This window comes from Nostoc sp., from assembly GCF_036917655.1.
Lineage (GTDB): Bacteria > Cyanobacteriota > Cyanobacteriia > Cyanobacteriales > Nostocaceae > Nostoc.
In genome coordinates this window covers 106,031-126,473 of the sequence record NZ_JBALCY010000067.1, presented here as the reverse complement: position 1 = coordinate 126,473, position 20,443 = coordinate 106,031, and the positions used below count along the sequence as shown (strand labels likewise).

General features: G+C 44.2%; 17 protein-coding genes. 4 read left to right on the top strand and 13 right to left on the bottom strand.

The window, feature by feature from the left end:
* Nucleotides 1-492 precede the first annotated feature (492 nt).
* Nucleotides 493-1,590 carry a calcium/proton exchanger gene (gene cax / locus V7K30_RS24050; protein WP_335003577.1) on the top strand — a complete coding sequence of 366 codons (1,098 nt, stop codon included), beginning with the start codon at nt 493-495 and terminating at the stop codon, nt 1,588-1,590.
* A gap of 4 nt (nt 1,591-1,594) precedes the next feature.
* Here the strand turns inward: cax and V7K30_RS24045 are convergent, their stop codons facing one another.
* On the bottom strand, nt 1,595-1,801 hold the full coding sequence (locus V7K30_RS24045) for a hypothetical protein (RefSeq protein ID WP_335003576.1): 207 nt from the start codon (nt 1,799-1,801) through the stop codon (nt 1,595-1,597).
* Nucleotides 1,802-2,019: 218 nt separating this feature from the next.
* On the opposite strand from V7K30_RS24045, the gene V7K30_RS24040 reads away from it, so the two are divergent.
* Nucleotides 2,020-3,159, top strand: coding sequence for a serine/threonine-protein kinase (locus V7K30_RS24040; RefSeq protein ID WP_335003574.1), 1,140 nt, complete (start codon nt 2,020-2,022; stop codon nt 3,157-3,159).
* Nucleotides 3,160-3,412: 253 nt separating this feature from the next.
* On the opposite strand, the gene gndA is transcribed toward V7K30_RS24040, so the two are convergent.
* Nucleotides 3,413-4,843 (bottom strand): NADP-dependent phosphogluconate dehydrogenase, encoded by a 1,431-nt coding sequence (gene gndA / locus V7K30_RS24035; protein ID WP_335003572.1) that lies wholly within the window; start codon nt 4,841-4,843, stop codon nt 3,413-3,415.
* Between the two features lie 216 nt (nt 4,844-5,059).
* On the opposite strand from gndA, the gene V7K30_RS24030 reads away from it, so the two are divergent.
* Nucleotides 5,060-5,797, top strand: a complete 738-nt coding sequence (locus V7K30_RS24030) for a Ycf66 family protein (protein ID WP_335003571.1) — start codon at nt 5,060-5,062, stop codon at nt 5,795-5,797.
* Between the two features lie 331 nt (nt 5,798-6,128).
* Here V7K30_RS24030 and V7K30_RS34360 read toward each other — a convergent pair whose 3' ends face one another.
* Genes V7K30_RS34360 through V7K30_RS24020 form a run of 3 tightly spaced genes read right to left on the bottom strand, consistent with a single transcriptional unit; the run spans nt 6,129 to nt 6,760 of the window.
* Entirely contained in the window at nt 6,129-6,323 is a 195-nt protein-coding gene (locus V7K30_RS34360) for a hypothetical protein (RefSeq protein ID WP_442941102.1), read from the bottom strand.
* Nucleotides 6,316-6,549, bottom strand: a complete 234-nt coding sequence (locus V7K30_RS34355; protein ID WP_442941101.1) for a hypothetical protein — start codon at nt 6,547-6,549, stop codon at nt 6,316-6,318. Before V7K30_RS34355 ends, V7K30_RS34360 begins: the two co-directional genes overlap by 8 nt.
* Complete coding sequence (locus V7K30_RS24020; protein ID WP_335003569.1) at nt 6,542-6,760, bottom strand: hypothetical protein; 219 nt, start codon at nt 6,758-6,760, stop codon at nt 6,542-6,544. The genes V7K30_RS34355 and V7K30_RS24020 overlap by 8 nt, the downstream gene beginning before the upstream one ends.
* Before the next feature lie 316 nt (nt 6,761-7,076).
* Between V7K30_RS24020 and V7K30_RS24015 the strand changes: the two genes are divergently transcribed.
* Entirely contained in the window at nt 7,077-7,352 is a 276-nt protein-coding gene (locus V7K30_RS24015) for a hypothetical protein (protein ID WP_335003567.1), read from the top strand.
* 530 nt (nt 7,353-7,882) lie between these two features.
* Here V7K30_RS24015 and V7K30_RS24010 read toward each other — a convergent pair.
* From V7K30_RS24010 to V7K30_RS23975, 8 genes are all read right to left on the bottom strand, one after another.
* Entirely contained in the window at nt 7,883-11,005 is a 3,123-nt protein-coding gene (locus tag V7K30_RS24010) for an efflux RND transporter permease subunit (protein ID WP_335003565.1), read from the bottom strand.
* 93 nt (nt 11,006-11,098) lie between these two features.
* Entirely contained in the window at nt 11,099-12,079 is a 981-nt protein-coding gene (locus V7K30_RS24005; protein WP_335003563.1) for a HEAT repeat domain-containing protein, read from the bottom strand.
* A 55-nt stretch (nt 12,080-12,134) separates the two neighbouring features.
* Nucleotides 12,135-12,320: a hypothetical protein gene (locus V7K30_RS24000; RefSeq protein WP_335003561.1), complete on the bottom strand. Its 186-nt coding sequence runs from the start codon at nt 12,318-12,320 to the stop codon at nt 12,135-12,137.
* A gap of 82 nt (nt 12,321-12,402) precedes the next feature.
* Nucleotides 12,403-15,525 (bottom strand): efflux RND transporter permease subunit, encoded by a 3,123-nt coding sequence (locus V7K30_RS23995; RefSeq protein WP_335003559.1) that lies wholly within the window; start codon nt 15,523-15,525, stop codon nt 12,403-12,405.
* Nucleotides 15,522-17,045, bottom strand: coding sequence for an efflux RND transporter periplasmic adaptor subunit (locus V7K30_RS23990; protein ID WP_335003557.1), 1,524 nt, complete (start codon nt 17,043-17,045; stop codon nt 15,522-15,524). Before V7K30_RS23990 ends, V7K30_RS23995 begins: the two co-directional genes overlap by 4 nt.
* Before the next feature lie 106 nt (nt 17,046-17,151).
* Complete coding sequence (locus V7K30_RS23985) at nt 17,152-18,129, bottom strand: RNA polymerase sigma factor, RpoD/SigA family (RefSeq protein WP_335003555.1); 978 nt, start codon at nt 18,127-18,129, stop codon at nt 17,152-17,154.
* A 20-nt stretch (nt 18,130-18,149) separates the two neighbouring features.
* On the bottom strand, nt 18,150-19,058 hold the full coding sequence (locus V7K30_RS23980) for a hypothetical protein (protein ID WP_335003553.1): 909 nt from the start codon (nt 19,056-19,058) through the stop codon (nt 18,150-18,152).
* A 45-nt stretch (nt 19,059-19,103) separates the two neighbouring features.
* The gene (locus V7K30_RS23975; protein WP_335003551.1) at nt 19,104-20,384 is read right to left on the bottom strand and encodes a S41 family peptidase; all 1,281 of its coding nucleotides are present in this window, start codon (nt 20,382-20,384) and stop codon (nt 19,104-19,106) included.
* Nucleotides 20,385-20,443 lie beyond the last annotated feature (59 nt).

Below are 20,443 nucleotides of genomic sequence, written 5' to 3'. Positions count from 1 at the left end.
GAGTAGTGAGTGCTGAGTGCTGAGTGCTGAGTAAGTAAAAAAGAAGATACAGCGTTTTTCAGGTAAATGAAGTACACATCAACTTAACGTAAAAGCCTGCCTAGAACCAGCTTTTAGATTGTCTCGTTCCCAGTCTCCGACTGGGAATGCCGTTCTAGAGGCTCCGCCTCCCTTGCTGGCGGCAGAGCCGCCAAGAGGCGCATTTCCAGCCAGAGGCTGGAAACGAGGTTTTAAAAGGGTTTGCGCTTAAGTTGACACCAATGAGCAGTGCTGTGCCCTTGAAATCATCTGTACCTCACCAAGTTGCAATCTGCTGTAAATAGCTAAATATGAATTAAGTTAAAGTTCGTAGTTGGCGCTAAAAAGTTAATTATGCTTATTGACTTCACACCATTTCTTTGTTCTTCACTCAGGACGGGCTAAACCATAGCTACCGCTAACAGCACTCATTACTCCTCACTCCGATCAGATACCTTCAACCTAAGACAACAAATGTCAACTAAAAACATTATTCTTCTGGTTTTATTACTATTTATCCCGGTTTCGCTAGCAGCCCACTTTCTGGAGTGGGGAGAATTGATAGTTTTCATTACATCTGGATTAGCAATTCTGCCCTTAGCAGCTTGGATGGGTACAGCCACAGAAGAAATTGCTGTCGTAGTCGGGCCATCATTGGGGGGCTTGTTAAACGCCACCTTTGGCAATGCTACAGAACTAATCATCGCCCTAATAGCCCTGAACGCTGGATTAATAGATGTCGTCAAAGCTAGTATCACGGGATCGATTATTAGCAACTTACTACTGGTGATGGGTTTTTCCATGCTTTTGGGAGGACTGCGCTACAAAGAACAGACATTTCAGCCAATTGTGGCGCGGGTGAATGCTGCTTCGATGAATTTGGCGGTGATTGCCATTTTGATGCCAACGGCGATGAATTACACTTCTCAAGGAATTAACGAAGAAACACTGCAAAATCTTTCTATTGCTGTTGCTGTAGTGTTAATTCTGGTTTATGCCCTAACGCTGCTATTTTCGATGAAAACCCACTCTTATCTATATGATGTGGGTTTAGCGGAGGCAGAAGCAGAAGCAGAGGAAATATCTCATGCTAAACCAAATATGGTGTTATGGGTTGGCGTGTTGCTAGTGTGTACCTTGCTAGTGGCAATTGAGTCAGAAATGCTAGTTGATTCTCTGGAGGTGGCCACATCTCAGCTAGGTTTGACGGCGTTGTTTACAGGGGTGATTTTGGTTCCCATCGTCGGTAACGCGGCTGAACACGCCACAGCAGTCACTGTGGCGATGAAAGATAAGATGGATCTTTCCCTTTCTGTGGCTGTGGGATCAAGTATGCAGATTGCCCTATTTGTCGCGCCCGTGTTAGTTATAGCAGGGCGGATATTGGGTAAACCAATGGATTTGGATTTCAAACCTTTTGAATTAGTAGCTGTGGTTGTGTCAGTGTTGATTGCAAACAGTATTAGTTCCGATGGTAGATCCAATTGGCTGGAAGGCACTTTATTATTAGCTGCCTATACAGTGTTGGGGTTCGCCTTCTACTTCCATCCAGTTATGGAAGCTGTGGGGTAGTTAGCTAGTAGTGCGATCGCCGAATAGCCCGTCGTAGACATCGCTCTTGATTATGGATCAATACGCTTGGGTTAAGGCTAAAAACTAAAACTGGCGTAGGTTGGGGAGCCAGTGCGTTGCGGGGGTTCCAAGAGTTGTAGACAACTGGCGTTTGAGGAACGAAACCCAACATTATCAAGGCTTTGTTGGGTTGAGCGTAAGCGTTACCCAACCTACTATTCTTCTTAACCCAAGCGTATTGGATTATGAGTGATGATCGAGCTAATTTTAGATTTTAGATTATTTTGGTTCATACCAGACTGACATCCCGCTACACGCTTTCAACCCTTCTGGGTGACACAAATCCAAAATTTAAAATCCAAAATCTGTTGATTACACCCTTTTGCCTGGGACAGGAGAAAATAAAGACATATAAGAGCGATCGCCTGTATGAGCTACTGCCTTAATCCCCATTGTCCCAAGCCTGAAAATCCTCATGATGTCAAGTTTTGCCGGACTTGTGGTTCTAAGTTACTCCTCAAAGAACGTTACCGTGCTATCAAACCAATCGGACAAGGTGGTTTTGGCAAAACCTTCTTAGCTGTGGATGAGGATAAACCCTCAAAACCACGTTGCGTAATTAAGCAATTTTATCCCCAAGCCCAAGGTACTAACACTCTTGCAAAGGCCGTAGAATTATTTAACCAAGAAGCGGTGCAGTTAGATGAATTGGGCAAACATCCCCAAATTCCCGAACTACTGGCATATTTTACCCAAGAAGATCGGCAGTATCTTGTACAAGAATTTATCGACGGGCAAAACTTAGCCCAGGAATTGGCACATAGAGGTGCTTTTAATGAAACGCAAATCTGGCAATTACTAAATGATTTATTATCAGTATTGCAATATTGCCACGCCAGACAGATAATTCACCGCGATATTAAGCCAGAAAATATTATTTTACGCCAGAGCGATCGCAAACTAGTCTTAGTAGATTTTGGTGCGGCTAAATCTGCCATTGGTAACGCCTTAAATCAAACTGGTACAAGTATTGGTAGTCCAGAATATGTTGCACCTGAACAAATGCGAGGTAGGGCTGTTTTCGCTAGCGATATTTACAGTTTGGGTGCTACTTGTATTAATTTATTAACTGTGCGATCGCCCTTCGATTCCTATGATACCAACAACGGTACATGGGTTTGGCAGCAATACTTGAAAACTCCCGTCAGTAATCAGTTGAGTCGCATTCTCAACAAGATGTTAGAAAGTATTCCAATTCGCCGTTATCAAACAGTAGATCAAGTTCTCAAAGACTTAAATCACCAGCCGCAAGTAGCAGCCACGCCAGCGATATCAGCAAAACCAGTTCCTCAACCCCCGCCTATTATTACACCTCCTTTTGTATCGAAATCTCCTAGTCAAATTGAGCAAGAATTAGAGGAAATGAAAACCCAATTTTTGGGTGGCAACAAACCTCAAGCAAATAAAATACAACCACCAAACCCCACATCTCAGCCTTCTAATAAAAGCAAAATAGATGAAGAATTAGAAGAATTAAAAGCCAAATATCTTGGTAATAATAACCCCTAATACCATTTCAGATCCCAAAGACGCGATAAATCGCCGTCTTTACAATAATCAGTCCTTCGTCCTGACGGCGATTTATCGCGTCTCTTGCCTTAACCGAACAGTAGAATTACTATTATCCTCCTCTCTTCCTCTGCGTTCTCTGCGCCTCTGCGGTTCGTTAAAAAAAGTGGCTCTGAAACTCAGAGCCACTTCTAAATCTGTATTTTGAAACTGACTAACCTTTCACAATATCCTGATACAGATATGCAAAAGCTTACTTCTTGGCTTCAGCAATGGGTACCCATTCAGTGTGGAAACTTCCGGGCTTATCAAGACGCAGGTAAGTATGTGCGCCGAAGTAGTCGCGTTGTGCTTGAGTTAGATTTTGAGGCAAGCGATCGCGGCGATAGCTGTCAAAATAATCCAAGGATGCGCTAAATGCGGGTACTGGAATTCCCAGTGTTGCAGCTGTCGCAATCACTTCCCGCCAAGCAGTCTGTCTGTCGAGAATTGTCTGCTTAAATTCGGGAGCTAACAGCAAGTTAGGCAAAGCTGGATTTTCGCTAAAAGCCTTCTTAATCTTATTCAAAAAGCGAGCGCGAATAATACAACCACCTTTCCAAATCCGCGCCATTTCGCCCAGATCCAAATTCCAGTTATATGTTTTTGAAGCTGTGGATAGCAGCGCCATCCCTTGAGCATAAGAACAGATTTTTGAGCAATAGAGAGCATCACGGACTTTATTGATAAAGTCCTTAGTTTGCCCGTCATACTTGCCACTGGGGCCTGTGAGGACTTTAGATGCTGCGACCCGCTCCTCTTTAATCGAAGATATAATTCGGGCATTAACTGCTGCTGTAATTGTGGGAATAGCAACTCCCAATTCCAATGCAGTTTGCACAGTCCAGCGTCCAGTTCCCTTTTGACCTGCTGCGTCAACAATCAAATCCACCAGGGGTCGATTTGTTTCTGGGTCAATATATGGGAAGATATTCTTCGTAATCTCAATCAAAAATGAATCGAGTTCGTCGGTGGTGTTCCATTCAGCAAACACGTCATGTAGCTGACTGGGGTTTAATCCAGCGACATTTTTCAGCAAGTCGTAGGCTTCAGCAATTAGCTGCATATCGCCATACTCAATGCCGTTGTGTACCATTTTGACATAGTGACCAGAACCACCAGGGCCAATGTAGGTTACACAAGGGCCATCATCGACTTGGGCAGCAATTTTGTTGAAAATTGGCGATAGAAACTCGTAAGAGCTTGTTGTACCTCCAGGCATCAGAGATGGGCCATTCAGCGCCCCTTCTTCACCGCCACTGACACCCATACCAAGATACCGAAGCCCAGCCGGTTCTAATTCCTGAGTGCGTCGTTCCGTATCTTCAAACCAAGAGTTGCCACCGTCGATAATGATATCGCCTTCGTCTAACAAGGGTTTGAGTTGAGCAATCACCGCATCCACTGGCTTACCAGCTTGCACCATTACTAGGATTTTGCGGGGACGTTCCAATAAGGCGACGAATTCTTCCAGAGTAAAGGCGGCTTTGACGTTCCTTCCTGGCGCACGCTGCGCCATAAACGCATCCGTTTTTTCTCGGGAGCGGTTGTAAACTGCAATTGGGAAGCCATTGCGCTCCACGTTGAGAGCGATGTTCTCACCCATAACGGCTAATCCAATCACACCAAAGCTTTGTAGTGTCATAAAAAATTTCTGGCTAACTCTTGCAGATCCTTTTACTTTAAGGGTAGTCCGAGATTTTCCCTTCTCTCCTAAAGAAGACCTTAAGAGTTGATATAAATGACAAAAATCCACAACTAACATGGATAATTAATTTTAATTTGTATCTAAATCAACAATTGACTTGCAAAACTTGCAAAATTTAAATAGTCAAAGGACGCAGTAAGGAGTAACCAAATAATGCTGGCATATGTCCTAGCTTTGGTGGTCGGTCTTGGTAGTTTAGCCATTTATATAGCAGCTTTCTTTTTCCCCGAAATCCACCGCAAGAATGACTTTATCTGGAGTGGCGTAGGACTGTTCTACGCCTTAGTCTTATGGGTATTTGCACCACGCATTACTGGGGGTTTGCTGCTGGGTCATGTGGCTAGTGTGGCTCTTTTGGTCTGGTTTGGCTGGCAAACTCTATCATTACGTCGCCAACTGACCCCACAGGCACAACAAACCCAAGTACCCAGTCCTGAGACGGTGAAAACTGGCATTCAAGAACAGGTGAATAAGCTGTCCCTTCAGGAACGCCTGGGCCAGTTGCAAAAAGGTCTTGGTAGCACCTTCGGTGGCGTGAAAGGCAAAGTGCAACAGACTGTGAGTAAAAAACCACCCACAACCCCCAAACCTGAAGATATTACCTCTGTACTGGCAGAGAAACCTGCTATTGAGATTATCGATAAAACTATTGTCATACCAGAACAACCAGTAGAGGAGACAGTTACTACTGACACCGAAGCAAAAACCGAGAGTGTACCGGAAGCGATTCCACCACATCCCCCATCTCCTGAATTGGTGGAAGCAGCGCAAGCAGATTTTGAAATTGAGGAAAAACAACCGATTCCCGTAGAAGAAATTGCGCCGGATGCGGTACTCGCTCCCCCAGCGGAAACGCCACCGGAAGCAATACCGCCAAATCAGGCTAGTTGAATGCAGTGAAACCCAACGTTAACCTAAGAGGATGTTTGAAAAGTCTAAATTAATACCAGCCCCGGCGATTAGAAATCGCGGCTACACAGACTAAACCCACCTCCGTGGGTTTAAGATCCTTGATTTTGTGTTAGTCAGCACCAGACGACTTTGCTTGTCTAGTAGCGAATTATATTCGCCCAAAACTTTTAAAACATCCTCTAATAAGCTGTTGCGTATTTAATTTGTATATGCGACGCGGGCAAGATGCCAGCACTACAGTAATTTTACGTTTTCGTGTTATACAATTTAGCTGCACATCAGCTTATAATGTTGGGTTTCACTATTTCCATCAGGCTATTTTAGGGCTAATTTCAAACGCTAATTCAGAACGATAGAAGCACACATCAAACGCTAAAAAGAAATTCATATGTCCTAAAATCAATGGAGCATTTCTATCTCTTGTCCAAGCAAAAACTAGCTCCACTGTCGGAAATTGCTCAACATTTGCCATCAACACCAATGCCCTCGCCTCAAAACTAGCCAAATATACCACCCAATGGAACGGAGAGCCTTTGACGTTCCCAAACTGCTCCCAGCCTTAACCCGATTTCGTAGGGCAATACGTTGACACTAGAACCAGTATCTAGTAAGCCTGATACACTTACAGAACGATTCTGATAAGTGAGAATTAGCGGTAGATAAGGCAGGGTACTTAATGCACCGAGTTCTGGATTTACCTCAGTAAATGCAAGTCTAACTTTATCAACCATGTGTTGCGGTTTTTTCTTCTGCTAGTGCCTTCGCTAAAACAGCAGCAGCTTCAAAAGAATCATATAAGCCAAGACTTGCTACTTTGCCCTGAGCATCCAATGGGACTAAACTTGATTCCTTCAACAACTCGGTTTCCAGAAAATGTATTAGTAAGAGTTTATCAGTGTGGGATAATTCTTTAAGCAGTGGTATGAGTTCGGTCAGAAGCATAAGTTAAGGCTTTAATGAATTTACATAAATTTTAGAGCATAGTTTAGGGGACGCTCTTAACTAACTTCTAAGCACCTCAAATAACTACCAAGATCGAAAAGGTTAAGCCTGAAGAGGATTCGATATAATTGTTTACTTGATTGCCCCGCAATCAAGTAAACAATTATATCCAGTTCGGAAATTACTGCACAAAAGCAAACAATAGTTTTATGATTAGTGTATCAGCTTGATGTTTGGCAAGTCGAAGCGGGGGCTAAAACCCTGGGGGATCTGCCAAAATCGCCAGAACCTTGACAAAAAAAGGCGGAATACAATTATGAATGTTTGGAATTTGACTAAAGGTTTAGGAGTCGTAATCGTTGGCGCAATAGCTTTCTCTGGAAACTCTGCTATTGCCAAAATCAATCAGGGTGTGACTCTAGAGAATAATCTGAATGCACCTACCTTAAACACCGCGATTAAAAAGCACAATACATTAGGAGACGATGCGCTGAAAATTAATTACAGCATCAAACAAACTCAATTTCAAAATAGAAATGCTGTAGATAAGAAAAAAACTTTGGTAGCATGGTGCGTTCCACATTGTATTTAAGCCTTAGCGTTTTTTATTTCATCCTAATAAAAAAGCTGCCTAAATCACAGCCAGCTTTTTTATTAGGTTGGATTAGGTGCGATGCCTGCGGCGGTAAACTACGCACTTATTCACTCATCAAATTTAATAGGCTTGCCATTGAAGTGACCGTAGATAATTTCCGGTCTGAGCCACCCAGGTAAACTAAGAGCGATCGCTCTACCCTCTGACTAAACGCAACTATTTCATTATGTAAAATGGCTGTATGAGTACAACCATCCAATCATCACCAGGAACCTCATCAAGCTGTTTATAAAACCTGATTTCGTCTGCTTCTGTCCAAGCCTCCACTATTTCTAAATTGTTGTGATAGAAAGCGTGTGCGACTTATCCTAAATTTAGCTCATTCTTGATTATATAAACCCATGCGTGAATTTGCTCTCTATAAGGTTTCCATCAACAAAGTCCCCAGGTTATCCGGGGACGTAAGACTAAATTTGACTAAATCGCACTCACGGGGACTGAAACGATGCAGGACAGAGAATTCACACTCAGCTTACCTTGGCCTTTTTGAATAAAAAGCCGGAAAACTTAGGTTGTCCAAGGTTTTTCCGCAATGCCTCCATATAAATGTAAAATACTGGAGTCAGATAGAGAGTCAATATCTGAGAGAACAACAATCCACCAACGATCGCAATCCCCAAAGGACGACGCGCTTCTGAACCTACCCCCGTCCCCAAAGCAATGGGCAATGTCCCAATTAAAGCTGCCATCGTCGTCATCATAATTGGGCGGAAGCGAGTCAAGCAAGCGGCATAGATGGCATCAAAGGAATTTTTCCCTTCCTTTCGCTGTGCTTCAATGGCAAAGTCCACCAGCATGATCCCGTTTTTCTTGACGATGCCTACTAACAAAATAATGCCGATGAAAGAGTAAAGATTTAAATCAACCTGGAAAATCAGCAGCGTCAATAATGCGCCAAAACCTGCCGAAGGTAGACCGGAAAGAATGGTGATCGGGTGAATGAAATCCTCATAAAGGATACCGAGAATCAGATAGATTACTACAATAGACACCAACAACAGCGCCCCTAAATCGTTGAAGGACTGTTGAAAAGTCTGGGCTGAACCCTGAAAACTGGGGGTAATTGTTGAGGGTAGCAACTCACTGGCTACTTGCTTGATGGCATCTGTAGCTTGACTTAGAGACGTTCCTGGGAGGGTGTCAAAGGAGATAGTGGAAGAGGGGAGTTGAGCAACGTGAGCAACGGTGAGGGGACCGACATTCTGAGTGATATTAGCGATCGCACTCAGGGGAACCAGTTTTCCAGTACTCGATTGCACATAAAGCATGGACAGGGCGCTAGGATCTCGCTGAAACTCTGGTTTAACTTCTAAGATTACATAAAATTGGTCATTTGGGGTATAGATAGTAGAAACTTGGCTGGAACCATAAGCGGCGCTGAGGGTTTGTTCAACTTGTTGGGCGGTAATCCCCAGAGTTGCGGCTTTGTTATGGTCAATTTGGACTTGGATTTGAGGAGTGCTGAGTTGTAAATCGCTATCAACGTTCTGGAGTCCTGGTAGGGTTTTGACTTTATCTACAAGTTTCGGAACGTATTGGCGCAAGTCTTGCAAATTCAAGCTCTGCAACGTGAACTGATAAGTAGAATTAGTTTGTTGTCCACCGATGGGAATAGCTGGCGGAGAGCGGAGGAATGTCTTAATCCCAGTTGTCCGTCGCAACTTCGGGGTTAATTCTTGAATGATTTGGTCAGCATTCAGTTGACGTTGAGAACGTGGTTTTAGCCGAATCGTAATTCGCCCGCCGTTGACTGAACCGTTGGGGCCACTTGCACCTACAATCGAATCAACTGCTTCAATGTTAGGGTCTTTACGAATAATATCAACAACCGTTTGCTGGTGACGCAGCATATCATCAAAAGAAATATCTTGGGCGGCTTTGGTGTTCGCCATTAATTGTCCGGTGTCTTCGGTAGGAATAAATCCTTTAGGAACGATGACGAACAGATAGACGGTCATTAGCAGCAGAATGCCAGAACCAATCAGCGTCATCAGGCGGTATTTTAAAACAGGCTTGAGCGTCCAATCATATCCCCGCAGTAGAAAATCAAATCCCCCTTCTAAGACTCGATAAAGCCGATTTGGTTTTTGGTGATGGGATGAACTTAAGAAACGACTGCACAACATGGGGGTGAGACTGAGGGAAACAAAACCTGAAACCAAAATTGCCACTGCGATCGTTACGGCAAATTCATGAAATAATTTACCGATTATTCCACTCATAAACATGATCGGGATGAACACCGCCACCAGGGAAAGGGTCATTGACAAAATTGTAAAACTGATTTCCCTCGATCCCTTCAATGCTGCGTCTAGGGGAGATTCGCCCATTTCCCGATAACGGACGACATTTTCCAACACCACGATCGCATCATCCACGACAAAGCCCACGGAGAGAGTCAACGCCATGAGTGAGATGTTGTCTAGGGAGAAGCCCGACAAATACATCACGGCAAAAGTCCCAATGATCGCTACAGGTAGCGCCAAACTGGGAATCAGCGTGGCAGTGATGTCACGCAAGAATAAGAAAATCACCAAGATAACTAGACAAACCGAGAGAACCAAGGTAAACTTTACATCGTTGACAGAGGCTCGGATGGTTTGGGAGCGATCGTACATAATCCCCATCTCAATGGATTTGGGAACTTGTTCGCGGAGTGTAGGTAAAAGTTCCTGGATGGCATCAACGATATTTACCGTATTAGCACCCGGCTGTGGCTGCACAGCGAGAACAACAGAATGGCGGTTTGTTACCTTGCGATCGCTATACAAATTCGAGACTTTGACGTTTTGTGCGCTGTCAATCACGTCCCCCAAATCCTGGAGACGCACGGGCGCACCATTCTTGTAAGTGACAATTAGCTGGCGATAGCCGGCAGCATCGGTGAGTTGACCGTTCGCCTGAATCGTATAACTTTTGTAAGTGTCAGAGAGACTACCGGTTGGTAAGTTGACATTTCCCTGTTGAATTGCAGTTTTCACCTGACTTAGACCGATTCCCCTTGATGCTAACTCTCGCGGGTCAAGCTGGACGCGGACTGCATATTGCTGTTGACCAAATACCTGCACCTGAGCAACACCATCAATCATCGAGATTGGCTGACCAACTGTTACCTCTGCATATTCATCTACTGTCGAGATTTGCTGTGTCTCAGAATACATATAGAGAAAGAGAATCGGTGAGACAGATGGGTTAACTTTGCGGTAGCTAGGTGGGCGAGGCATTCCGGCGGGCAGTTGTCCGGCTGCTGCTGAAATGGCTGCTTGCACATCTTTGGCGGCATCTTCCACTCTGCGGCTAAAGTCAAATTGGAGGGATATGTTGGTGCTGCCAGTTGAACTGGTGGAATTAAATGAATTGAGTCCGGCAATTTCAGTAAACTGTCTTTCTAGGGGGGCGGCGACCGAAGATGCCATTGTTTCGGGCGTGGCACCAGGGAGACTAGCAGAGACAGATATAAAAGGATATTCAACGTTAGGTAGCGCACTGATGGGTAATAATACATAACTCATCAGACCGAAGATGAGGATACCGATCATTACCAAAGTGGTCATGACTGGACGACGAATAAAAAGTTCTGAAAGGTTCATGGGTTTTGTTCTCCCAGAAATGTGGTAGCGATGCGATCGCCAAATATAATGTCAACGCGAGTTTGATTAAATGTGTGATAGGTGTAACAAACACTATCTCTGATTTCTAAACATCTCTAACGCCTCCTGAACTGCTTCTTGAACCATTGGATCTGGATCTTTTAAAAGCTGGGATACAAACTCTACAGCCTCAAATGCTTTAATTTTTCCCAAAGCAAACGCCGACCTACTACGAACCCATTTGTTCGGGTGTTGAAGTACTTGAATTAATGCCTCTACTGCTCGAAGTTCTTCGAGTACTAGTACTACAGAAAAGCCGGAATCATGTTTTTCATCTTGTAGCAGATTAAGAAGAGTATTAACTACTTGAGTTTTCAGGCTACTTGCTGGGATTTCTATTTGATAGCTATTGATCATATATAGGTCGTCATGAAGTAGTTGTACGGTTTGCCAAGAGGAATCTTCAGGAAACATTTTCAGAAATCTTTCGATAGCTAAGTCTGTAATTGCTGAGTTGTACTTTCGATATGCAGCAGCATAGTTTTTATCATCTTTCTCTATGTAACCGTTACGGTTTACAAAAAATCCTCCAGTCTCATAAGATTCTGCCAGGGTCAACATCATGGCTGTTAAATTAGTATATCGCAGTGAAATTTCCGCAGTTTCGGAGATATGAATTACAGGGGAAGTTGCTTCTTCCTCATCTGTGGCTACGACTGCCAAAAACTCCATATCTGACATACAAATTGGCAAGACAGGTTTACCTGCGTACTGATACATAAGGGCTATTTCCTCATGTTCCTCTACCCAAGTTTGAGCCTCTTTTACTGCTGAATCTAAACTTAAAAGGAACATATAATCAAATATCCAATCATCTGCACAGTCATATCTGGAGTATCCATTTGACCATTCATAAATTTTCCTAACTTCTTTCGATACTTTAAAAGATAGACTACTCAATACATTATCTATTTCTAATGGACTTAAACCTGATGCCAATGATGCAATCTTTGCTGGATGATTTTTTTTGAACCAGTAATGAATTCGCTCTAATGCATCTTTAATATCTGACATAAGTGTTTAATTCGTAATTCGTAATTGAGAAAATCAGATTTAGTCTCAATACGGTTTAGTTAAGGCTAAAAGTTTTATTTTTTAACGAACCGCCAACGCGCAGCGTCTCCAAGAGTTGGCGCAGAGGACGCAGAGAGAAGAAAGAAATGCTTAAGGGACTGACAACAAATAAATTATCCAATCTTGTGGGGTGGACATCTTGTCCGCCCTTGACTACAGGCGGGCGAGACGCCCACCCCACAAGAAGTAGTTGAGTATTTTTTTATTTGTCATTCCCTAACCCAAGCGTATTGAGATAAAAGACTGATGTTGCTTGTTGAAAATCACGATCGCCCGCCTGAAAATGAGAATACCCGACGGAACTTAACTTGACTGAGCTTTTTCCGCCATGATTCCATATAGATATAGAACACCGGAGTTAAATACAGGGTCAATATCTGAGAAAATATCAGTCCGCCCACAACTGCAATCCCTAGAGGACGGCGGGATTCGGAACCAGCCCCAAATCCGATCGCGATCGGTAAAGTTCCCATTAATGCTGCCATCGTCGTCATCATAATCGGGCGGAAGCGCACTAAACAGGCTTGATAAATCGCTTCAGAGGGCTTTTTCAATTCATTTCGCTGGGCTTCAATGGCAAAATCCACCATCATAATCCCGTTTTTCTTGACGATGCCCACCAACAAAATGATGCCGATGAAGGAGTAAACATTCAGTTCGACATGGAATATAATCAGCGTTAACAATGCGCCAAAACCTGCTGATGGCAAACCGGAAAGAATCGTAATCGGGTGAAGGAAATCCTCATAGAGAACACCCAGGATCAGATAAATTACTAGGATAGCGATCGCTAACAATAAACCCAAACTCGGCAGTGAACTTTGAAATACCTGACTTGCGCCCTGAAAGTTCGTGCTAATGCTGGCAGGAATTACCTGATTAATCAGTTTTTCTATCTCTTCGTTGGCATTTCCCAAGGACACACCGGGAGCGAGGTTAAAGGAAATTGTCGCGGCGTTCATCCGACCGTTATGATTGACCATTAACGGGCTGACTCCCTGAGATAGTTTGGCGAATGTCTTCAGAGGAACTGCCACTCCAGTACTGGAGTTAATGTATAATGTCAACAAAGCATTGATATTCTCCTGATACTGGGGTGCTAATTCCAAAATCACTTGATACTCATTGGTCGCTGCATAGATGGTTGACACTTGGTAGGAACCGTAAGCACTTCTTAAGGTATTTTCGATTTGCTCGGCGGTAATTCCATAAGTTGAGGCTTTATCGCGGTCAATGTCAATTTGGATCTTAGAAGCAAACTGTAAATTGCTGTTCACATCTTGGAGTTCTGTCAAGTTCTTCATCTTGAGAACAAGTTGGGGAACATACTCCTGCAAGGGTTTGACATCTGAACTCTGGAGTGCTAGTTGATAAAGTCCTGTGCTTTGTTGAGCGCCAATCGGTATCGCGGGGGGATTTTGTAAAAATACTTGGATGCCGGGAAGAGTGGCAAGTTTGGTTCGCAAATTTTGCACGATTTCGTCGGCAGTAAGTTGGCGCTGCGATCGCGGTTTTAACCGAATGAACAAACTGCCGGAATTGGCTGCAACTGCTGCCCCACCGCCACTACCACTCGCTCCCGCCCCAATATTAGAGTTGACTGCATCCACGTTTGGATCTTGCCGAATCAGGTTAACAACTGTTTGCTGATGCTGCACAAGATTATCAAAGGATGCATCCTGGGCTGCTTGGGTAATGCCTGTAATTTGTCCGGTATCTTCGCTAGGAATAAAGCCTTTGGGAACTACCACCAACAGCCCAACTGTCACTATTAATAGAAAGCCAGATAAAATCATCGTGGTGCGGTGATATTTTAAGACTTTTTTGAGACTCCAATCGTACAGACCGAGGAAGCGATCGAATACATATTCGGAAGCTTGATATAACCGACTTTGATGGGTATGATCCACCGGACGCAGAAAACGACTGCACAACATTGGAGTCAAACTCAAAGACACAAAACCAGATACGAGAATTGCAACTGCGATCGTTACAGCAAATTCATGAAATAATCGTCCCAAAACTCCACTCATGAATAACATGGGGATGAAGACTGCAACTAAGGAAAGGGTCATCGATAGGATGGTGAAACCAATTTCTCTCGATCCATTCAACGCCGCTTCTAGTGGACGTTCCCCCATTTCTATATGACGGACGATATTTTCTAGCATGACGATCGCATCATCCACTACGAAGCCCACCGAAAGGGTCAACGCCATCAGCGACAGGTTATCTAGTGAGTAGTGCAGCAAATACATCACTGCAAAGGTGCCAATCAGCGAAACGGGTAACGCCAAACTGGGAATCACCGTCGCCGAAAGGTTCCGCAAAAATAGGAAAATTACTAAGATAACTAGAGCGATCGTCAGAATCAACGTAAATCTCACATCATCCACTGAATCTCGAATTGACTGAGACGCATCATAGAGAATACCAATTTCCACGGATGCCGGAATCTGCGATCGCAAATTTGGCAGCAATTTCTTAATGGTGTCTACGACTTCTACCGTATTGGTTCCGGGCTGTCTTTGAATGGTGATAATAATCGCGCGAGTATTGTTGTACCAGCTTGCTAACTTGTCATTTTCTACACTGTCAACAATCCGACCGAGTTGATTCAGATAGATGGGCATTCCATCTTTGTAAGACACAATCAACTGGCGATAAGCAGCCGCATCCTGGAGTTGCCCGTTAGTTTGGACTGTAAAATTCTTGTGATTTCCCGAAAGGCTGCCGGTAGGCAAATCGACGTTACCCTGTTGAATCGCCGTCGCCACCTGATCTAGCCCAATTTGCCGCGTTGCCAATTGCTGCGGATCGAGTTGAATTCGAGCCGCATACTTTTGAGAACCGTAGACAGCTACCTGTGCCACCCCATTGATTGTAGATAGCTTTTGCGCCAGATAAGTCTGGGCATAATTGTCTACTTGGGAAAGGGGCAGAGTCGGAGAGTTGAGATAAAGGTAAAGAATTGGTTGATCGGCGGGGTTAACCTTGCTATAAGTGGGAGGATTGGGTAAATCGGTCGCAATTTGCCCCGATGCTCCCGAAATTGCTGCTTGCACATCCTGCGCCGCGTCATCAATATTCCGACTCAGGTTAAATTGCAGGGTAATTTGAGTCTGTCCCAGAGTGCTAGTTGAGTTGAGGGAATCGAGTCCCGCAATGCTGGAAAATTGCTTCTCTAGGGGACGGGCAACCGATGCGGCCATCGTTTCGGGGCTAGCTCCCGGTCGGGCGGCACTTACCTGGATTGTGGGATAATCCACACTTGGTAAATCGCTGATTGGCAGCAAGCGATAACTCATGAAACCGAAGATCAAAATCGCCGCCATCACCAGAGTCGTCATAATCGGGCGGCGGATAAATGGTTCTGAGAGGTTCATGAATCACCTCCGCCTGACTTAGGGGAATGATTTCTTCTAGACTTCGAGGAATTCCCATCTGTATTTGAATTATTCCCGGCTGTTTTGATGCGGATTTTGCTACCCGAAACCAGATTCGCTTGACCATCGGTGACAATTTTATCGCCTGGTTGCGGTCCTTTCTGAACCACATCTAGCCCATCAATGCTGCTGCTGACTGTAACTGGAACATTTTCCACCGTCATATCTGGCTTAACTACAAACACAAACTGTCCATCGGGGCCATTCTGCACGGCTTGGGAGGGAACAACCGTTGCATTCGGTTGTTCAGTCAGCGTCAGCGTTGCGTTCACAAATTGACCGGGAAACAAGTGTCCTTGAGTGTTGTCAAAGTCGCCAATCAGTTGAATTGTCCCTGTGGTATTATCGACCGTATTATTGACAAATGTCAAAGTACCTGGTAAAGGACGAGCTTGATTATCCGGGAACGTCACATCTACCTTCAGCTTGCCATTCTGCATATACTTTTGTACCTGGGGCAGATTTGTTTCGGGAATAGAAAAAGCAACTTGAATCGGGCGAATTTGGCTGATGGTAACAAGTGGAGTGGTGCTATTAGCTTGCACCACATTGCCCTGAGTCACCAGAATATTGCCAGCGCGACCATCAATCGGGGCATAAATTTTGGCGTAAGATAATTGCACTTTGGTATTATCCAATGCTCCCTGGTCGGAACTGACAACGGCTTGAGCATTAGCGATCGCAGCTTGATCGCCTTTGACAACTGCGCCGGCATTAGTCAGCGCCACTTGATCGCTTTTCAAAACAGCCTGAGTATTAGCGATCGCTTCTCGATCTGCTTGTAGAGTTGCTGTAGCCGATTTGCTGTTAGAAACGTATTGCTGTGCTTGATCTAAACTAATCGCGCCCTTCTTATACAACGCACCATAGCGATCGCTCTGTCCTTGAGCAAAATCTGCTTGGGCTTGATCCTTGGCCAAAGTCGCCTGGGCTTGTCGCACTAAAGCTAAGTCTTTGATTAAAGTCGCCCTGGCTTGGTCTACCTGACCCAAGTCTCTAGTTAATGCAGCTCTTGCTTGTTGTACCGAGGCTTGATCTTTGGCGACAGTACCTTGAGCTTGCTGAATTGCAGCAGCTTGCGATCGGTCATCCAGGGTAAACAAAAGTTGTCCCTTTTTCACATCTTGACCTTTCTTGAAATAAACTCCAATGATTCGTCCACTAGCTTCGGGCGTAATCGAGACTGTAGATCCCGATTGGACATTACCGATCGCCTGCAATTGTATCGGAACCGTTTTTTGTGTCACCATTGCCACAGTTACAGGTGTCACTTGCTCTTTATTACGCCCAGATTTTCCCGTTTTCTCTGTCTTGGCTGCACCCGCATGGATACCAAAAATACCCAGCCCAGCCAGCAACAGTAAGCCTAAAATTACCAAAGTCATCTTTTTTGGCGATCGTCGGAGCTTCGGTTTTACAGTGTTCTCAGTCAAAGTCTCGTTAGCAATTTCATGGTTCATTAGAACCTCCAGTGGATTTTAGTCGGGGTTGAAATCCCCTTATGTAACTCTCTTCTCTACGAGACGCTACGCGAACAATTTTGAATGCGTGAATTTGGAATTGTTATTACTTACTTAACTGCTGATGTAGAAGGTTGAGAGCTTTTTTTTCTATCTGCCGGACTCGTTCCCGACTAATACCCATACGCCGACTAATCTGTTCGAGAGAAAGTTCGTTACCGTCTGTCAAACCAAAGTGCAAATTTAATATTTCTTGTTGTTGGCGAGGCAGATTTGACAATAAACTTTCAACCTCCTGATTAATAGATTCCTTAGTGGTATAGCCATTATCAGAATATCTGTAATCTTCTATTAAGTCTTCTAATTTTATATCTTTTTCTGACCCAACTCGCATATCGAGAGAGATAGTTTGACGAGCCAAAAGGAGAAATTCTCGAATCTGATCAGGCTCTAAAGAAAGTGCATTAGCAATTTCCGTACTGCTGGGAACGCGACCCAGTTTTTGAGATAACTCTCGCTGAACACGCTTAATTTTGTTTAACTTTTCATTGATGTGAATGGGTAATCGAATCGCGCGTCCTTGCTGGGCGATGGCTCTGGTAATTCCTTGGCGAATCCACCAGTAAGCGTAGGTTGAAAACTTGTATCCTAGAGCCGGATTGAATTTCTCAACCCCTCTCTCTAAACCTAAAGTACCTTCTTGAACTAAGTCCATAAACTCTAAGTTACGTCTCTGATATTGCTTGGCAATTGACACCACCAGCCGGAGATTAGCCGCTATCATTTTCTGCTTGGCTTTTTTCCCTTGATTTAGCTGCTGAAGTAGTTGCTGTTCACTTAACTGCATCTGGTTAGCCCATTCTGGCAGTGTGGGTGTACGCTTTAATTCCACAGCCAGTTTTTTTGATTCAGCAAGTATTGTCATCATCTGCTGAATTTGTTGGGCAAAAAGGATTTCTTGCTCCGGGGTTAATAGAGGTATCCGGCCAATTTGTTGAAGATAGCTACGGACTGTATCAGTTGGAGATTGAGATGCTTTGCTTGTGTTACTAGCTTTGGTTTCTGGGAATGTTAAGTTACTCATAGTGAGTTAGCCTCCGCCCATTAATTAGGATATTTTATATTAGCGAAAAACCGCAGATAGTGACTCGAAGATCCATAAAGGTTTTTATATAAAAACCAGGTATCAAGCACTAGCTCTAAAAGAGCAATCAACACCCAAATTGCTAGAGAAACAGTTACAGGTAGGCTGAGATCGGGAAACTTCCTTTGCAAATCGATAATCCCAAATAACAGTAAAAACAAAAGCGAAACTCCCAAGAGAAAGGACAACTTGACGATCGCCAGAATTAAACGGCTCATCTCCAGGATGCGATTGTAAAGCCTGGAAAATCCCTCCAGGATTTCTTCCATGTTATTGATGACAAGTAAAATTTGTTGTCGGTGCAGATGGGTAGCTAAGGAGCATTGTTGCTGCACTTGTGCCCATTCATATTCATTCTTGAAATTATCTAATAGCTTGTCCAAAGGTAGCACCTGGGAGCTAGTTGCCCAAATTGGTAGATCCTTTAAATGCAAGGGAACTAAATAGTTAATCAGCGCTATCAGAGTTTCATCAAAATTACTGAGTTCGGGGGGAAGAGACTGAGTTAGACGAATGAGTTGGTCAATCTGAATCTGAAGTGTATAGTAGTCCTCATGCCGCCTTTGAGCGATCAACTGACTATTAAAGGTAAGGAAAACAATTAACACCCCCAATAAAGCAGCTAGAGACTGGGATACAGCAGAAAAAAATTCAATCGCCACCTGTTTAGGCACTGTCAGCCAGGGGGCGTTTTCCCGCATAGCAAAAACTAGAGTGGCAACAAATACAATCCCGACGATCGCTAGCTGATGCTGGGTAACAGTAGTTATGACTGTCCGCACCAAAGGAGTGTTACTGAGTTGAACCAGGATTTGCAGACCTGGGACTGGCTCACAAATTTGAAGTCGTTGGGTTTTGCGGGTTGACATGAGTGAAAGTGACGATAGCAGATATTGTCAAAAGTATCCGTATACTTATTCCCCATGCTGTAAACTCACATGATTGGCCCCAGACTGAATTAATTTGCTCAGGTCAGCAACGGCGCTAGCATACTGAGGATCAGCTAATGTCCCCAAGGTTCGATTTTGCACTAAGGCTTTCTGTTGTGCCTCCGTTAACTCCACGTTAATATCTGGTGCAATGCCGATATGATTGATATCTCGACCTTTCGGTGTGTAGTATTTAGCGATCGTTAGTTTCAGCGCTGAACCATCCTCCAGTGGCTCTACAGATTGGACTAAACCTTTACCGAAGGTGCGAGTCCCTACTAACGTGGCGCGATTGTCATCTTGCAGCGCTCCCGACAGAATTTCGCTGGCGCTAGCAGATCCCTTATCGACCAGTATCACTAAGGGTTTGTTGGTGAGAGGATGTCCCGACGCATTGTAGCTATCTTTAACTTTGTCTCGATTTACCAAAGACACGATCGCTCCTTCCTTCAACCACATACTGGCAATTTGCAAACTTGCATCCAGCAGTCCACCTGGGTCGGAACGCAGATCCAAAACGTAGCCCTGCACCTGCTGTTTTTCTAATGCTTCAATTGCCCGCCGCATTTCCACGGGCGCAGTTTCCGTAAACTCTGGTAAACGAATGTAACCAATCTTACCTGCTGCCGTTGTTTGCGTGTTGTAAGTTACAGGATGGATAGCAATATTTGCGCGGGTAAGTTTGAAAGTTTGCGATTGGCTACCCCGTTGAATCGTGAGTACTACCTTGGTTCCCACCGGGCCCAAAATCTGCTTAACGGCATCCTCAATTTTCATCCCCTTAGTTATTTGACCGTTAATCTGGACAATTACATCGTCCGGCAAAATACCCGCTTTAAAAGCAGGCGTTCCTTCAATCGGGGCGATAACGGTTAAGGCTTTAGTTTTTTCATTCTCTGCCAGTTCCAGCCCTACACCACTGAGGTTGCCAGAAAGGTCGTTATTTAGGCCTTGAAATTCCTGGGGGTCGAAAAACTCGGTGTAGCGATCGCCTAATTTAGCCACCATTTCTTGAATCGCCCCATAAGCCTGTTTCTTGGAACTATAGGAGCGGCTAACATACTGCTGTCGAATTGCTTTCCAATCTTGATGGTTAAAGCTGACATCAACATAATTTTTATCTAGGATTTGCCACACATCATCCACGAGTTTTTGGGGGCTAGGTTGGGGTTTCCCTAGAGCTTTTGAAGCGTAGAGACTGCTTCCTAGCAGGATTGCTGCGATAATAGCGAGTTCTATCTTGAGGATCAATTTTTGCTTGAACATAATTTAACTATTAAAGAAGAATTCAGAATTCACAATTCAGGAGTCAGAATTTTGACTCC

Excerpts from the sequence above, each read along its gene's own strand:
- V7K30_RS23980 (WP_335003553.1), bottom strand. The coding sequence starts at position 19,058 with ATGTCAACCCGCAAAACCCAACGACTTCAAATTTGTGAGCCAGTCCCA.
- V7K30_RS24010 (WP_335003565.1), bottom strand. The coding sequence starts at position 11,005 with ATGAACCTTTCAGAACTTTTTATTCGTCGTCCAGTCATGACCACTTTG.
- gndA (WP_335003572.1), bottom strand. The coding sequence starts at position 4,843 with ATGACACTACAAAGCTTTGGTGTGATTGGATTAGCCGTTATGGGTGAG.
- V7K30_RS34355 (WP_442941101.1), bottom strand. The coding sequence starts at position 6,549 with ATGGTTGATAAAGTTAGACTTGCATTTACTGAGGTAAATCCAGAACTC.
- V7K30_RS24040 (WP_335003574.1), top strand. The coding sequence starts at position 2,020 with ATGAGCTACTGCCTTAATCCCCATTGTCCCAAGCCTGAAAATCCTCAT.
- V7K30_RS23985 (WP_335003555.1), bottom strand. The coding sequence starts at position 18,129 with ATGAGTAACTTAACATTCCCAGAAACCAAAGCTAGTAACACAAGCAAA.
- V7K30_RS24005 (WP_335003563.1), bottom strand. The coding sequence starts at position 12,079 with ATGTCAGATATTAAAGATGCATTAGAGCGAATTCATTACTGGTTCAAA.
- V7K30_RS23995 (WP_335003559.1), bottom strand. The coding sequence starts at position 15,525 with ATGAACCTCTCAGAACCATTTATCCGCCGCCCGATTATGACGACTCTG.
- V7K30_RS24030 (WP_335003571.1), top strand. The coding sequence starts at position 5,060 with ATGCTGGCATATGTCCTAGCTTTGGTGGTCGGTCTTGGTAGTTTAGCC.
- V7K30_RS24015 (WP_335003567.1), top strand. The coding sequence starts at position 7,077 with ATGAATGTTTGGAATTTGACTAAAGGTTTAGGAGTCGTAATCGTTGGC.
- cax (WP_335003577.1), top strand. The coding sequence starts at position 493 with ATGTCAACTAAAAACATTATTCTTCTGGTTTTATTACTATTTATCCCG.
- V7K30_RS24020 (WP_335003569.1), bottom strand. The coding sequence starts at position 6,760 with ATGCTTCTGACCGAACTCATACCACTGCTTAAAGAATTATCCCACACT.
- V7K30_RS23975 (WP_335003551.1), bottom strand. The coding sequence starts at position 20,384 with ATGTTCAAGCAAAAATTGATCCTCAAGATAGAACTCGCTATTATCGCA.
- V7K30_RS23990 (WP_335003557.1), bottom strand. The coding sequence starts at position 17,045 with ATGAACCATGAAATTGCTAACGAGACTTTGACTGAGAACACTGTAAAA.